Here is a 14,520-nt window from a genome sequence, read left to right on the forward strand (position 1 = left end):
CCGGGGCGGGCGCGCACAGGTCCGCCCCTACAGATCGGTTTTTGAAGTTACTCGCGGGCGAGGATGGCGGTATCGATCAGTTTGCCGTCCTCGTTAAACCACTTGATGCGGTGTTCCTCCGCCACCACATAGAAACTGGCCTTGCGCCCGTAGGACCAGTTGCGCCACTGGCGCACCCAAAGATCTCCCTGCAGCCACCAGCGGCCGGTGTCCGTTTCGTCCACGTCCACATCGTTGCGCGAGTAGCCGAGCATGGTGCCGTCGGCCATCAGCTGAATGCGGTAGGATTCGCCCAGAGTGTTGGTGCCGAGCAGTACCGCGCCGGGGAATTCCGCCCGCAGTTCCCTCGCGCTCAGGCGGCGGCCGCTGGCCGTGGCCAGGGTTTCCTCGGTGTCTGAAACCTCTCCGTTGATCAGTTGCGCGAGCACCCTGATACCCGCCTCTATCTTACTCGCCTCTATGGCGGCATAGCCCAGGCGCAGACTGTTGGATTCGCGCACCGCTTCCAGCAACAGGCCCTCCTGCTCGGCGCGTTTTTGCAACTGGTCCGCATCCACGCCCTCGGGCAGTGCCAGCCAGCAGGCGGTGCCGCAGCTGGCGCGGCGCACCTGCAGTTTCGGCAGGTGGTACATCAGCGCCTCGCCGAGCGCGACCCAGCGCTCGCGCAGCTGTTGCGTAATGCGGAAGCTGGCCGCATCCAGATGACCGGAGGCGATAAATTTGGCCAGCAACCGCTGGTTGATTGCCGGCACCCTTTCCCGCAGCGTATAGCGCAGAGCGCGCAGGCGCTGAATCACCGGCTTGGGCGCGACCACAAAGGCCAGCTGCATGCCCGGATCTATCACCTTTGGAAACTGGTAGAGGTAGATCACCGAGTCGCCGCCGCTCATACTCTTCAACGGTGGCAGCGGATTGCCGTGGTAGCAGAATTCGTAGTCACAGTCGTTCTCGATAATCACCGAGCCCTGCGCCAACGCCCGCTGCAGCAGCTGGCGGCGCCGCTCCAGGCTGGTGCTGACCGCAGTGGGATTGTGTGTATTGGGCTGCAGAAACCAGCAGTCACTGCTCTGCAGCGCATCGCCGAGCAGCGGGCCGTCGCCGTCCTGGGGCAGCGGCAACAGCCGCGCGCCGGTGCGGCGGAAAATTTCCTCGGTTTCCGCGCAGGCCGGTTGCACCAGGCCCAGCGAGCGATTGCCGTTCAACAGCAACTGTCCGAGCAGATAGCAGGCTTGCTGCAGGCCGCTGGTCAGGAGTATCTGCCCCGGCTCCACATAGATGCCGCGGCGCGGCAACAGTCGGGTGCAGATCTGCTCCACCAGCTGGCGGTCGTCCTCGTTGGCTCCGAGCGTCGCCCATTGGGCCACTTCCCGCGCCGTGTAGATATCCCGCGTACACTCGCGCCACTCGGCCCCCGGGTAGAGGCGCGGGTCGTACTCGTTGCTGACGAACGGGAAGGGATACTGCAACCAGTTGGCCGGGCGCGGCTGCAGCGCGCGGCGGCTGACGGAAACCGGGTTGCAGTGCCGACGCCAGAAGGCGCGGTCCGCATCGCCACTGCCGGCCGCGGCGGCGGAACCGGTATGGCTGATTACGCCCTGCTGCGGTATCGCCTCGTTGACATAGAAGCCGCTGCGCTCGCGGGTAACCAGAAAACTGTCGTCCACCAGCTGCTGGTAGGCGAGCACCACCGTATTGCGCGCGACCCCCAACTGCTCCGCCATGCGCCGCGAAGACGGCATCTTATGGCCGGCGGGAATGCTGCCGGAGAGAATACCCTGGATGATTTTTTCCCGTATCTGCGCCTGCAGGCTCTTTCCCGCCTGCGGGTCCAGCACGATCAGTGATTCCGCCATGGTGGGGCCGCTGTTGTTGTGTGTTTTTGTTATATGTGCAGGAATAATGCCCCCGCCACAGCGGGCAAATCAAGCGGGCGCGGGGTTTTGGGTGAACACAAGGTTCGTCCAATCCAGGTCAGGATTCATCCCTGTGCAGCTTGCGCAGGCGGAATGCCAGCCAGATCATCGGCAGGCCGAAGAAGATCGCGTAGGCACCGATCAACCACACCAGCGCCAGCGCACCGGCACCGGGGTTGACCAGTATCGCGATACCGAAAATCACCGACAGCACGCCGACCGCAATCAACAGCCACTCCTGATCTATCTCCTTGCGCAGGCGCACCGCGCCGACGATTTCAAAGAGACCGCGCACCAGCGCCCAGGCGCCGATAAAGATCACCAACACCAGCGCGGTCACCTGCGGATAGATAAAGGTCACTATACCCGCGGCGACGCTGACGAGACCCGCGACAATCAACCACCACAGCGGCGTCGATCTGTGCCGGCCGAGCACCGCGGCGATCAGCGCGAAGAAGCCGTCGAGCAGCACATAGACGCCGAACAGAACCACCAGCGTGAGCAGGGAGAGCCCCGGCCAGACAAAACACAGTACGCCGAAAAGGACACCGGCGATACCGCGCAACAGCAGCAGCCACCAGTTTTCCGACAGCACCTGCAGTATCGGGCGCGTGGCCATGGCGGGGGTTTGGCTGGGCATAACCGCATCTCCGAATTGCACGACGCGATCTATTTAAGTGTCGCCGCCCACGGAAAACCAGTTTTTTGGAAATTCTTTCCAATGAATTCCGTTGCAACGAAGAGCGGCCCCTGGCCGCGACCACACAGTCGACTCTGCACAGACTATGGTCGCGGCCAGGGGCCGCTTAGTAGAAGTGTAGCTATTTTATTACACGACGCGCTGCGCGTATCAGGCCAGCGACTTGATGACACCGCGCAGCTTGTCGACGATCGCATCGATCTCGTGCGCCTCGATAATCAGCGGCGGCGACATGCACAGGGCGTCGCCGATACCGCGCGCCATCACGCCGGCATCCCAGGCCAGGCCGGAGGCCTTGGCCCCGAACTTGCCTTTCAGGTTTTCCGGCGCGCGCAGTTCTATCGCGCCGACGAGACCGTAGTTGCGCACGTCGATCACATTGTCCAGGTCCGCTAGGCTGTGCAGCGCGTTCTCCCAGTGCTTGCCGATATCGCCGCTGGCGCGGGTCAGCAGGCCCTCGCGCTCGTAGATATCCAGGGTCGCCATGCCCGCGGCGCAGGCCACCGGGTGCGCCGAATAGGTGTAGCCGTGGAAGAATTCCACCGCGCCTTCCGGGGCCGCGTCCATCACCGTCTTGTAGATTTCGTCCTTCACGAACACCGCGCCCAGCGGCACCGCCGCGTTGGTGATGCCCTTGGCGGAGGTGATCATATCCGGTGTCACGCCCCACTCGATGGACGCGAAGGCGGAACCGGTGCGGCCCCAGCCGGAAATCACCTCGTCGAAAATCAGCAGCAGGTCGTGTTTATCGCAGATCTCGCGCAGGCGCTGCAGGTAACCCTTGGGCGGCAGTATCACACCGCCGGCACCGGAAAAGGGCTCGACGATCACCGCGGCGATCTGCTCGGCGCCGTGGAAGGCCACCAGGCGCTCCAGGTCTTCCGCCAGCTCCACGCCGTGTTCCGGCAGACCGCGGCTGAAGGCGTTGCGCTCGATATCCAGTGTGTGGCGCATATGGTTCGCCTTCACCGGCTGACCGAAGGACTGGTAATTCGGCGCGATACCGCCGACGGAGATACCGCCGAAGTTGACCCCGTGGTAACCCTTCTCGCGGCCGATAAACAGGGTGCGGGTACCCTTGCCGCGCGCGCGCTGATATTGCAGCGCAATCTTCAGCGCGCTCTCCACCGCCTCGGAACCGGAGTTGCCGAAGAACACATGGTTGAGGCCGTCCGGGGTGTGCTGCACCAGGCGCTCGGCATACTCGAAGCTCAGCTCGTGGCCGAAGTTGAAGATAGAGCTGTAATCCAGTTTCTTCGCCTGCTGGTGGATCGCCTCGGCGATCTCCGCGCGACAGTGGCCGGCGTTGGAACACCAGAGGCCGGCGGTGGCATCGATAATCTGGCGGCCGCCTTTTTCGGTCAGGTAGATACCCTCGGCGCGCTCGACGATCCGCGGCGCGGACTTGAAGCTGCGGTTCGGGGTAAAGGGCATCCAGAAGGCTTCGGTTTTCAGTTCGGACATGGTTTTCGCTCCGAGATTCATTGAAAAATAATAGAAATTTTCCGGCATGTAGGATGGGCAAAGCGAAGCGTGCCCATCACCGCCGGCTTGATGGGCACGCTTCGCTTTGCCCATCCTACGACTTGCCTCAAAAATTCACATTCCGAAACAGCAGTACTTGGTCTCGTAAAACTCCGCCATGCCCTCGACACCGCCCTCGCGGCCGATACCGGATTCCTTGCAGCCGCCGAAGGGCGCCACGGTGGTGGAGAAAACGCCGGCGTTGCAGGCCACCATACCGTAGTCCAGCGCCTCCACCACGCGGTTGGCGCGGCGGATATTCTCACTCATCACATAGGCGGCGAGGCCATAGGGCGTATCGTTGGCGCGGCGGATCACGTCCGCCTCGTCGGTGAACTTCTGCACCGGCGCCAGCGGGCCGAAGATCTCCTCGCGGGCGATGCGCATGTCGTCGGTCACGCCGGTAATCAGTGTAGGCGCAAAGTAGTTTTCACCCTCGGGCAGGAAGTCGCCGCCCAGTTCGACCTTGGCGCCGGCCGCGATCGCATCCTGTACCAGGCCGCCCACCCGCTCCGCGGCGCGGCGGTGGATCAGCGGGCCCACGACCACGCCCTCGTCACAGCCGTGGCCGACCTTCAGCGCCGCCATGGCCGCGCGCAGCTTCTCGACGAAGGCATCGTGCACCGATTCGTGCACGTAGATACGGTTGGTGGACACGCAGGTCTGGCCGGCGTTGCGCATTTTCGTCGCCACACAGGCGGACACCGCCGTGTCCAGGTCCGCGTCGTCGAAGACGATAAAGGGCGCGTTGCCGCCCAGCTCCATAGACATCTTCTTCACGGTGCTCGCGCACTGGGCCATCAGCAGCTTGCCCACCGGCGTGGAGCCGGTAAAGGTGAACTTGGCCACCCGCTCGTCCTGGGTCAAGACCTTGCCGATACCCGCGGCGTCGGATCCCACCACCATATTGATAGTGCCCCTCGGCAGGCCCGCCTGCTCGGCCAGCTGGCACAGGGCCAGCGCGGACAGCGGCGTCTCCACCGCCGGCTTGATCACCACGGTACAGCCGGCCGCCAGCGCCGGCGCCGCCTTGCGCGTGATCATCGCGTTGGGGAAGTTCCACGGCGTGATACAGGCGACCACACCCACCGGCTGGCGGATGGTGGAAAGGCGCATGGCCGGGTTGTGGGTCGGGATCGTCTGGCCGTAGGCGCGGCGGCACTCCTCGGCGAACCACTCGATATAGGAGGCGCCGTAGAGGATCTCGCCCTTCGCCTCCGCCAGCGGCTTGCCCTGCTCCAGGGTCAGGATGCGCGCCAGGTCGTCGGCGTTGTCGATAATCAGCTGATACCAGCGCTTCAGCACCGCGGCGCGCTCGCCGGCGGTCTTCTCCTTCCAGGCCGGGAAGGCCGCGCTGGCCGCGGCCACGGCGGCCTCGGCGTCGGCGGCACTGCCGTCTGCCACCTGCGCCAGCAGCGCGCCGTTGGCCGGGTCGCGCACCTCGACGGTCGCGGCCCCGTCGCGCCATTCGCCATCGATATAGTTCTGAAGCTTCAATAAGTCTCGATTGGCCAGTTGCACCGCAAATCTCCTTGCAATTATTGGTCTATACGGCTGTTGATGCGATTCTGGCGCGGCCGGACGGCGGTGAATAGCAGTATCTTTCGAACTAAAATTTACCTTTATCAAACTTTGCTCTAAGGTAGGCAAATCCCGTGTAGGAGCCTGCTTGCAGGCGAAAGAGCGGAGGCACCACGCCCTCCCGAAGGCACCGGCATGAGCAAACCCAAAACCACCCTGAGCGGCCGCCTGAGCGATATAGACCTGCGCCTGCTGCGCGTCTTCCGCGAGGTGGTCCGCGCCGGCGGCCTGGCGCCGGCCGAGGTGGCGCTGAATATCAGCCGCTCCACCATCAGCACCCACCTGTCCGACCTGGAGGCGCGCCTGGGCATGCAGCTGTGCCTCAGATCCCGCGGCCGCGCCGACTTCAAGCTGACGCCGGAGGGCGAGGCGCTGTTCCGGGCCATCACCGAACTGGACGGTCACCTGGAGGCCTTCAAGAGCCAGGTCAACGCCATCCAGTCCCACCTCACCGGCAGCCTGCGCATAGTGCTGCCCGACGACGCACTGGAAATCCCGCAGCTGGACCTGCCCGCCACCCTCGCTCATATCCGCGAACAGGCACCGCAGCTGCAGCTGGACCTGCAACTGGCCGCCCCGCAGGAACTGGAACTGGAAATCCTCGCCGGCCGCGCCGACGTCGGCATCAACCCGCTGCACTCCCGCCGCCCGGGTCTGGATTACCGCCCCCTGTTCGAACACCAGACCCTGCTCTACTGCGGCCGCCGGCACCCGCTGGCAACCGCGGAGGAGGTCAGTGAGGAGTTACTGACACAGCAGGAACTGGCCGCCCCCAGCCACGCCGTGCTCTCCGGCGCCGCCCACCTGTACCGCCTCTTCCCGCACAGATCCACCGCCAACCATATGGCAGCGCGGCTGGCGATGATATTGTCGGGGCGGTTCGTCGGTTTTCTGCCGGAATACCTGGCCGAGCGCTATGTGCAAAGCGGGGAGTTAATGGCGCTGAAACCGGAGCGCTTCCGCTACAGGATTCAGAACGCGGCGACGTTTAAGCGCAGCGCGGCGGAGCATCCGGCGGTGCGGCTTTTTCTGGATGCACTGGTGATCAGGGAATAGTCCGCGCTGTTACCCGGTTAAACGGGTGCTCGTAGAAGTGGTGGTTATACCTGCGCACTCGTGTCTATATGTAGGAGCAAACCCTATATGATGGATGCTGTGCATATATATTGTGGTGGCCATTTATTCACCTGATCTTCGTTGAGAGTGATAATATCACTCAAAACCAGGTGGCCAAATTCACTATGCCACTACAGTGGTGTCAGGCGGGTGGTGCAAAATCCGGACTAGAGGAGCATTAAAAATGATAAATTTAAAAGTTACTGTGTTACTGGCGCTAACTGTGATTGCTTTCGCTGCACATGCCAGCAGTTCATTCCGACTTCCCAATGGAAGACTGATCTCAGAAGGAAAAAGCAAGTCTGAGATAATCGCTATTGCTGGCACCCCAATGTATCAAGAGGTAGAAACGATTGCGATTGATGACGGAGAAGGCGGAAATCCGGTAAAGCGGGAAATCCTCACGTATCGTATAGCCGGAGACATAGGTGGCATGTATTTAGTAGTGGTCACCGTAGAAAATAACGTTGTCGTCTCGGTGGATTCCAAGCAAGAAAGCAGGCTTTAAATCACCGCGGGGGCTCGCGTATAAAAAGCGTGGTCTCACCGACAAACACAAGCAGTATTCTCCAGCCCTTTGGGCCTCCGCGGAGCTTTTAACGCCATACCTATTTTGTGCAGTACACACACCGCCAGGGAAGTTTATGCATGTGGAAGCATATAAGTTAACCGAAATCTCCGAAGATGAACTCTCTGAGTTAAGCTCTTGCCTGATAGCCAATGTTCTCAGTGGCGCTTCGGTTGGATTTCTCGCAGATATTGACTCTTCTGAAGCCGAATCCTATTGGCGCTCAGTCTGTACCAATCTGGGTGCCCATTTACACCTCTGGGTAGTAAAAATAGGGGGAAAAATTGTCGGATCAATTCAGCTTGAAAGATCCACGAAAAGAAACGGATATCTTCGCGGAGAAATACAGAAATTATTCGTTGACCCGGACTTCAGAAGAAAAGGCATCGCCTCGAAGCTCGTCAATCTGGCAGAAGAATATGCGTTTTCAATCGGCATCAACACACTGGTTCTCGACACTGAATCAGGAAGCGATGCCGAGAGACTGTATACAAAATTAAATTGGACCAAGGCGGGAGTGATTCCCAGGTACGCACTTTCCCCATGCGGAGAATTAAAGAGCACGACCTACTTTTACAAGGAGCGGCCCGCAAGGCCTTAAGGGGCTGACTGAAAACGTAGAACCGCTCCCACTTGTTGCGAATCTGCAACGAAAAGGTCCTAATAGCCCTTTTCACGTTCCGGCCACTTCACGGCCCCGGTGGTTTTATCAGAGGTATTTATGAGCAGCAGACCAAACATTGTGATTTCTTCTGTCGATATGGAGCGGCTGGAGAAGCTGCTGGACTCCCTCCCGGAGGATGCTTTTCCGGGCAAGGCGGAGCTGGAGCAGGAGCTGTCCAGGGCCGAGGTGGTCGCACCGCAGGATGTGCCCGACACTGTGGTCACGATGAACTCGACGGTGAGATTCCGGATTGAGTCTTCGTCCGAGGAATTTTCACTGACCCTCGTCTACCCCAAAGACCTGGATTCCAGTGGCAGCAAGATCTCCATTCTGGCCCCGGTCGGCAGCGCGCTGCTCGGGCTCTCCCAGGGCGATGAGATCGAGTGGCCGAAGCCGGGCGGTGGATTTACGCGTGTGAAGGTGGTGGATATCGTCTATCAGCCGGAAAGAGCCGGTGAATTCCACCGCTAGTTCCGCGCAGTGGCCGGGCTCGCGCAGCCCGGCCGTTGGCCGCAGCCCTATCCTGGAGGCGGCCGGGGTCTGCAAGTTGTAAAAGCCCAGCAGTTAAGATACAAAGCAGGCCCGATCAACACTTCACCAAAAGGCCTTTTCCGATGCGCTATTTAACCGCATTACTGGCCCTGTTGGTGTCCATAGGCGGCTACGCCGCGGATACCCAGCGCCCGCAATTCACCTTTACCGCGATTCCCGACCAGAATGAAGCCGAGCTTGTACGCCGCTTCGGGCAGGTGGCCGATTACCTGTCCGAGCAGCTGGGCGTGGACGTCAACTACATACCGGTGAAGAGCTACCCGGCGGCCATCACCGCCTTCAGGAACAACCAGGTGCAGCTGGCCTGGTTCGGCGGCCTGTCCGGGGTGCAGGCGCGCAGGGCCGTGCCGGGTTCCGAGGCCATCGCCCAGGGTTACGAGGACCAGTTCTTCAAGAGCTACTTTATCGCCCACAGGGATACCGGTATCCAGGCCGGCGACGCGCTGCCGCAGGCCATCGCCGGCAGGACCTTCACCTTCGGCTCCAAGGGCTCCACGTCCGGGCGGCTGATGCCGGAGTTCTATATCCGCGAGGCATTCGGCCAGGCGCCCGAAGCCGTCTTCTCCCGCGTCGGTTTCAGCGGCGATCACAGCCGCACCATCGCGCTGGTGCAGTCCGGCGCCTTCGAGGTAGGCGCGGTCAATTACGCGGTGTGGGAAAAGGCCGTGGCCAACGGCGCCGTAGATACGGAGCTGGTCTCGGTGATCTGGACCACGCCGGCCTACGCCGACTACCAGTGGACGGTGCGCGGCGACATAGATACGCAGTTCGGCGCCGGCTTCAAGGACAGGCTGGCCGCGGCGCTGCTGGCCATCGACGACAGGGCAATCCTGGACAGCTTCCCGCGGACGAAATTCGTTCCGGCGGACAACAGCGTCTACGAGGCCATTGAGCAGACGGCGCAATCCATCGGCCTGCTCGACGACTTCTGATGTCGGTTCTGCTCGAACTGCAGGACTGCCGGCTGACCTATCCGAGCGACAACCGCAACCAAACCGACCGGCTGGCGCTGAGCGTCGATCGACTGACCATCCGCGAGGGCGACCATATCGCGCTGCTGGGCCAAAGCGGGGCCGGCAAGAGCACGCTGCTGCGCCATATCCGCCGCCAGCTGGCCGACAGGGCCAGCTGGTGCCCGCAGCAGGCCTCGCTGGTGCCGCAGCTGAAAGCCTTCCACAATATCTATGCCGGCGCCCTGGATCGCCACTCCGCCTTCGTGAACCTGAAAAACCTGCTGCTGCCGTCGCCGCGCTTCAAGGCGGAAATCACCGCACTGGCGGAGCCGCTCGGTATCGCGGAATTGCTGTGGCACAAGGCCGGCGAACTCTCCGGCGGCCAGCAGCAGCGCGTCGCCATTGCCCGCGCCCTGTACCAGCAAAAGCCCGTGCTGCTGGCAGACGAGCCGGTTTCGGCGCTGGATCGGGTGCAGGGGCAGCGGATACTGCAACTGCTGGCGCAGCGCCACGGCACATCGGTTATCGCCCTGCACAATGCGCAACTGGCGCTAGAAGTGTGCAACCGGGTTATCGGCCTGAAGGACCAACGAATCGTCCTCGACAGCCCCGCCGAAGGGCTCGATAGCGAATCCATCGCGCGGCTGTACCGGTGACGCACCCGATGACGCCATCCAGTGTGCAGCCGGCGGCGCGCTTCTTCGGACAGACGCGCAGCCTGAGAAAACTCACCCTCTACTTTGCCGCCGTCGCGCTGCTCTGCCTGGCGTTTGCGGATATCGATATCGGCAACCCCAGCCCCGGCCACGAGCTGTGGCTGATGGCCAAGGGACTGGTGACGCCGCGCATCGACGACCCGCGCCAGTGGCTGGATGCGGTCGTCCACACCCTGACCTTCTCGCTGCAGGGGGTGGTGCTGGCCGCCGCCCTCGGCTTTGTGTTCGCGGTCTTCTACCAGCTGGCCTGGGTGCGGATTCTGGCCGCCTGCCTGCGCTCGGTGCACGAGGTCTTCTGGGCGCTGCTCTTTATTCAGGTGCTCGGTATCTCCACCCTGGCCGGGGTGCTGGCGATAGTGCTCCCCTTCAGCGGCACCCTGGCCAAGGTCTACGGCGAGCAGCTGGAGGAGATCGACCCCGCGCCGGCCGACGCATTGCCGACGGCGGGGCGCGGCGGCGTCAGCCATTTCTTCTACACCCGGCTGCCGCTGGCGGCGCAGGCGATGCGCAACTACACCGCGTATCGCATGGAGTGCGCGCTGCGCTCTTCGGTGGTGCTGGGGTTTATCGGCCTGCCGACCCTGGGGTTTCATCTGGAGACAGCGCTGCGCAGCGGCGACTACAGTGCCGCCAGTGCGCTGCTGCTGACACTGCTGGCACTGGTCTACTCGCTGCGCTTCTGGTTCCGCGCCAAGCTGCTGTGGGCTCTGGTGCCGGCGGCCTTCGTCGCCAAACCGCTTGGCGCCGAGTGGAGTGCGGCCAATCTGGCGCAGTTCCTGTGGGACTGCGTGCCGGCGCCGCTGCGCGAGGGCTGGGCGCTGGAGAAAACCGGGCGCTGGCTGCTGTGGCTCGGCGAACAGGCGGCCACCGGCGTCTGGAACACGGCGCTTCTGGCGCAGATAGTGCTGGTGCTGACCGGCATCTTCGCGCTGGCGGGGTCCACGCTGAATTCGTCGCACTTCGTCAGCGGCTGGACCAGAAGGGCCGGCGACGGCCTGCTGCTGGTGCTCAGATCCCTGCCGGAGTATCTGCTGAATTTTATCGGCCTGATGGTGCTGGGGCCCTCGATGCTGCCGGCCATTATCGCGATGACGCTGCACAACGGCGCCATCATCGGCCACCTGCTGGGCCGCCACAGCGACGAACTGGAAGGCGCCGCCGTTCCGTCCGGCCCGCTGGGCCGCTTCGCCTACTACTATGTGCCCACCCTGTACCAGCGCTTCCTGGCCTACTGCTTCTACCGCTGGGAAATCATTATCCGCGAGACGGCGATGCTGGGTGTGCTGGGCATTCCGACCCTGGGCTTCTATATCGATTCGGCGTTCGAATTCCTGCGCTTCGACGTGGCGCTGATTCTGATTGCCGTCAGCGCCGCGCTGACGCTGGCCGCCGACTGGCTGTCGCGCCGGCTGCGCCACCGCTTCGCGTCGCCGTAAAGGTCACGCCAGCGTCTACAATTTCCGCACCGAAACGGCAAACGCGCGCAGCCCTGGCGGCAACCGGCGGGCAGTTGCCGCGCCACTCTGCGGGGATGGATACCCATGAACCACACGGCGCACAGCGGGGCCGCACCGGCGCGGCCCGGCGGGCGCGACACGACCCTGACGCTGCTGGTGCTGACCTTTCCGGCAGGCGCGACCGCCTGGCTGCTGGCGCTGCTGCCCCAGGTGCGCGCCGGCGCCGCGGTAAAGTTCGGCATCGCCTGGGTGCCGGAGCTGGGTGTATCCCTCGCGTTTATGCTCGACGGCCTGAGCCTGCTGTTTGCGCTGCTGGTCAGCGGCATCGGCAGTTTTGTCGTGTTCTACGCCGGCCTCTATCTGCGCGGCCACCCGCTGCTGCCGCGCTTCTTTCTCTACCTGCTGCTGTTTATGCTCGGCATGCTGGGCCTGCTGCTGGCGGCCGACCTGATCGCGCTGTTCGTGTTCTGGGAGCTGACCACCATCGCCAGCTACCTGCTGGTGGGCTTCAACCACGCCGGTGCGAAGGCGCGGCGCTCGGCCCAGCAGGCACTGCTGGTCACATCCCTCGGCGGCCTGTGTCTGCTCGCCGGCCTGCTGCTGCTCGGCGCCGCCGCCGGCAGCTTGCAGCTCACGGAAGTACTGCAGGCGGGGGAGAGAATCCGCGCCCACAGCCTCTACACGCCGATGTTGCTGCTGATCCTCGCCGGCGCGCTGACCAAATCGGCGCAGATCCCCTTCCACTTCTGGCTGCCCAACGCGATGGCGGCGCCGACGCCGGTGAGCGCCTATCTGCACTCGGCGACCATGGTGAAGGCGGGTATCTACCTGATCGCGCGGCTGCACCCGGCGCTGGCGGGCAGCGGCCTGTGGGAGTGGACGCTGACGCTGACCGGCGCGGCCACCGCGGTGGTCGCCGCGGTGCTGGCGCTGCGCCAAACAGACCTGAAACTGGCGCTCGCCTACACCACGGTGGTGGCCCTCGGCACTCTCACCATGTTCCTCGGTTCCGACGACACGGTGGCGGTGGCCGCGGCCATTACCTTCGTGCTGGTGCACGCCTTCTACAAGGCGGCGCTGTTTATGGTGGTGGGCGTCATCGACCACGCCACCGGCACCCGCGAACTCACCCAACTCGGCGGCCTGTGGCGCAAACTGCCGGCCACCTTCGCCGCCGCGCTGGCGGCGGCGGTGTCCATGGCCGGCTTTCCGCCGTTCCTCGGCTTTATCGGCAAGGAGCTGAAATACGAGGGCGCGCTGGCGATCGCCACCGAGCCGATGCTGGTGGCCGGCGCGGCGGTGTTCGCCAATGCACTGATGGTGACGGTGGCCGCCACGGTGGTGCTGAAGCCTTTTCTCGGCCACCCCCAGCGCCGCGCCGGCGAGCACCGGGCCGCCGCCGGCCTGTGGATCGGGCCGCTGTTGCTGGCCTGCCTGGGCCTGACCTTCGGTATGGATACCAGTCTGGTCGCCGACAGCCTGGTGCAGCCGGCGGTCACGGCCATTCTCGGGCGCCCGGAAGTCGTGCAGCTGAAACTCTGGCACGGCCTCTACCTGCCGCTGCTGTTGAGTGTGGTGACCCTCGTCCTCGGTATCATCGTGTTTTTCGCCCAGCACCGGCTGCGCGCACTGATGGCCCGGTTGGCGCCGCGCTTGCCACTCAGCGCCGACCGCGCCTGGGACGGCGCCATCGCCGGCCTGGACACCCTCGCCGCCACCCAGACGCGGCGGCTGCAGCACGGCCTTCTCAGCGGTTACCTGCGGGCGGTGTTCGCGGCGCTGGCGCTGCTGTTGGCAATCGCGCTGCTGCGCGGCGGCGACGCGGCCGCGCCCGAATGGCCACAGCTGACGATCAAGGAGTGGGCGGCGATGGCGCTGACGTTCGCCGGCGCCCTGGCGGCGGCCGCGGCGCGGCGGCCGCTGACGGCCATCTGCGGCCTCGGCGCCCTCGGTGTGGGCCTGGCGCTGATCTATCTGTTCTTCGGCGCACCGGACGTGGCCATCACCCAGCTGCTGGTAGAGACGCTGTTCCTGGTCATGATCGCCATGACCCTGCACCGGCTGCCGCTGTTCGCGCCCCCGCAGCGCATCGCCGCCCGCGCCGGTAACGCGCTGCTCGCCGCCGCGGTGGGCTGCGCCGTCGCCGCGGCGCTGCTGTCGGTTCTGCAGCAGCCGATCGACCCCGCCACCCGCGACTACTTCGAGCAGGCGGCGGTGCCGGAGGCCCACGGGCGCAATATCGTCAATGTGATCCTGGTGGATTTCCGCGCGCTGGACACCTTCGGTGAAATTCTCGTGGTCTTCGCCGCGGCGCTGGCCGCCGCCGCGCTGCTGCGCGGGCGCCGGGAGCCGGGCCGATGAAGTCGCCGATACTGCAGGGCGCCACGCGGATACTGGCGCCGTTGATCCTGCTGTTTTCCATCTACATGCTGCTGCGCGGCCACAACGAGCCGGGCGGCGGCTTTATCGCCGGGCTGATCGCCGCTGCGGCCTTCATCCTGTTTGCACTGGCCTGGGGCGTCGGCGCGGCGCGGGGAGCGCTGCGGGTCGCGCCGCTGAAACTCGCCGCGGCCGGGGCGCTGCTCGCCCTGCTGTCCGGCGCCGCGGGCCTGCTGGCCGGCAGGGCGCCGTTTACCGGCCTGTGGCTTTTTATCGGCGGCGGCGCAGGCGGCAAGGGGCTGCCGCTGTCCACCGTACTGGCCTTCGATATCGGCGTCTACCTGGCGGTACTGGGCTCGGTGCTGGTGCTGTTTTTTGCCCTGGAGGACAACTGACC

13 protein-coding genes are annotated in these 14,520 nt (G+C 64.0%); 9 read left to right on the forward strand and 4 right to left on the reverse strand.

What is annotated here, in order from left to right; all coding sequences use genetic code 11:
* Positions 1-47: 47 nt before the first annotated feature.
* The 4 genes from ACXAF3_RS14700 to ACXAF3_RS14715 all read right to left on the reverse strand — a co-directional run bounded on the left by ACXAF3_RS14700 (position 48) and on the right by ACXAF3_RS14715 (position 5,658).
* Positions 48-1,853 carry an aminotransferase-like domain-containing protein gene (locus ACXAF3_RS14700; protein ID WP_475113072.1) on the reverse strand — a complete coding sequence of 602 codons (1,806 nt, stop codon included), beginning with the start codon at positions 1,851-1,853 and terminating at the stop codon, positions 48-50.
* Positions 1,854-1,971: 118 nt separating this feature from the next.
* Positions 1,972-2,553 (reverse strand): HdeD family acid-resistance protein, encoded by a 582-nt coding sequence (locus tag ACXAF3_RS14705; RefSeq protein ID WP_475113073.1) that lies wholly within the window; start codon positions 2,551-2,553, stop codon positions 1,972-1,974.
* Positions 2,554-2,763: 210 nt separating this feature from the next.
* Positions 2,764-4,077, reverse strand: a complete 1,314-nt coding sequence (gene aptA / locus ACXAF3_RS14710; RefSeq protein ID WP_475113074.1) for an omega-aminotransferase AptA — start codon at positions 4,075-4,077, stop codon at positions 2,764-2,766.
* Between the two features lie 135 nt (positions 4,078-4,212).
* Positions 4,213-5,658, reverse strand: a complete 1,446-nt coding sequence (locus tag ACXAF3_RS14715) for an NAD-dependent succinate-semialdehyde dehydrogenase (RefSeq protein WP_475113075.1) — start codon at positions 5,656-5,658, stop codon at positions 4,213-4,215.
* 195 nt (positions 5,659-5,853) lie between these two features.
* Here ACXAF3_RS14715 and ACXAF3_RS14720 point away from each other — a divergent pair, with 195 nt between their 5' ends.
* The 9 genes from ACXAF3_RS14720 (at position 5,854) to ACXAF3_RS14760 (ending at position 14,518) form a co-directional block, all read left to right on the forward strand.
* Complete coding sequence (locus ACXAF3_RS14720) at positions 5,854-6,774, forward strand: LysR family transcriptional regulator (protein ID WP_475113076.1); 921 nt, start codon at positions 5,854-5,856, stop codon at positions 6,772-6,774.
* A 244-nt stretch (positions 6,775-7,018) separates the two neighbouring features.
* Positions 7,019-7,342 carry a hypothetical protein gene (locus tag ACXAF3_RS14725; protein ID WP_475113077.1) on the forward strand — a complete coding sequence of 108 codons (324 nt, stop codon included), beginning with the start codon at positions 7,019-7,021 and terminating at the stop codon, positions 7,340-7,342.
* Positions 7,343-7,478: 136 nt separating this feature from the next.
* Positions 7,479-8,003, forward strand: coding sequence for a GNAT family N-acetyltransferase (locus ACXAF3_RS14730; RefSeq protein ID WP_475113078.1), 525 nt, complete (start codon positions 7,479-7,481; stop codon positions 8,001-8,003).
* A 120-nt stretch (positions 8,004-8,123) separates the two neighbouring features.
* A complete protein-coding gene (gene rnk / locus ACXAF3_RS14735) occupies positions 8,124-8,537 on the forward strand; it encodes a nucleoside diphosphate kinase regulator (RefSeq protein WP_475113079.1) in 414 nt (137 codons plus the stop codon).
* Between the two features lie 143 nt (positions 8,538-8,680).
* Positions 8,681-9,550 carry a putative selenate ABC transporter substrate-binding protein gene (locus ACXAF3_RS14740; RefSeq protein WP_475113080.1) on the forward strand — a complete coding sequence of 290 codons (870 nt, stop codon included), beginning with the start codon at positions 8,681-8,683 and terminating at the stop codon, positions 9,548-9,550.
* On the forward strand, positions 9,550-10,227 hold the full coding sequence (locus tag ACXAF3_RS14745; RefSeq protein ID WP_475113081.1) for an ATP-binding cassette domain-containing protein: 678 nt from the start codon (positions 9,550-9,552) through the stop codon (positions 10,225-10,227). The genes ACXAF3_RS14740 and ACXAF3_RS14745 overlap by 1 nt, the downstream gene beginning before the upstream one ends.
* Before the next feature lie 8 nt (positions 10,228-10,235).
* Positions 10,236-11,723: a PhnE/PtxC family ABC transporter permease gene (locus ACXAF3_RS14750; RefSeq protein WP_475113082.1), complete on the forward strand. Its 1,488-nt coding sequence runs from the start codon at positions 10,236-10,238 to the stop codon at positions 11,721-11,723.
* A 105-nt stretch (positions 11,724-11,828) separates the two neighbouring features.
* On the forward strand, positions 11,829-14,105 hold the full coding sequence (mbhE, locus tag ACXAF3_RS14755; protein ID WP_475113083.1) for a hydrogen gas-evolving membrane-bound hydrogenase subunit E: 2,277 nt from the start codon (positions 11,829-11,831) through the stop codon (positions 14,103-14,105).
* Positions 14,102-14,518 (forward strand): MnhB domain-containing protein, encoded by a 417-nt coding sequence (locus ACXAF3_RS14760; RefSeq protein ID WP_475113084.1) that lies wholly within the window; start codon positions 14,102-14,104, stop codon positions 14,516-14,518. Before mbhE ends, ACXAF3_RS14760 begins: the two co-directional genes overlap by 4 nt.
* The last annotated feature ends 2 nt before the right edge of the window (positions 14,519-14,520 follow it).

It is taken from the genome of Microbulbifer sp. ABF4_143, from assembly GCF_056160225.1.

Excerpts from the sequence above, each read along its gene's own strand:
- ACXAF3_RS14700 (WP_475113072.1), bottom strand. The coding sequence starts at position 1,853 with ATGGCGGAATCACTGATCGTGCTGGACCCGCAGGCGGGAAAGAGCCTG.
- ACXAF3_RS14705 (WP_475113073.1), bottom strand. The coding sequence starts at position 2,553 with ATGCCCAGCCAAACCCCCGCCATGGCCACGCGCCCGATACTGCAGGTG.
- aptA (WP_475113074.1), bottom strand. The coding sequence starts at position 4,077 with ATGTCCGAACTGAAAACCGAAGCCTTCTGGATGCCCTTTACCCCGAAC.
- ACXAF3_RS14720 (WP_475113076.1), top strand. The coding sequence starts at position 5,854 with ATGAGCAAACCCAAAACCACCCTGAGCGGCCGCCTGAGCGATATAGAC.
- ACXAF3_RS14725 (WP_475113077.1), top strand. The coding sequence starts at position 7,019 with ATGATAAATTTAAAAGTTACTGTGTTACTGGCGCTAACTGTGATTGCT.
- ACXAF3_RS14730 (WP_475113078.1), top strand. The coding sequence starts at position 7,479 with ATGCATGTGGAAGCATATAAGTTAACCGAAATCTCCGAAGATGAACTC.
- rnk (WP_475113079.1), top strand. The coding sequence starts at position 8,124 with ATGAGCAGCAGACCAAACATTGTGATTTCTTCTGTCGATATGGAGCGG.
- ACXAF3_RS14740 (WP_475113080.1), top strand. The coding sequence starts at position 8,681 with ATGCGCTATTTAACCGCATTACTGGCCCTGTTGGTGTCCATAGGCGGC.
- ACXAF3_RS14745 (WP_475113081.1), top strand. The coding sequence starts at position 9,550 with ATGTCGGTTCTGCTCGAACTGCAGGACTGCCGGCTGACCTATCCGAGC.
- ACXAF3_RS14750 (WP_475113082.1), top strand. The coding sequence starts at position 10,236 with ATGACGCCATCCAGTGTGCAGCCGGCGGCGCGCTTCTTCGGACAGACG.
- mbhE (WP_475113083.1), top strand. The coding sequence starts at position 11,829 with ATGAACCACACGGCGCACAGCGGGGCCGCACCGGCGCGGCCCGGCGGG.
- ACXAF3_RS14760 (WP_475113084.1), top strand. The coding sequence starts at position 14,102 with ATGAAGTCGCCGATACTGCAGGGCGCCACGCGGATACTGGCGCCGTTG.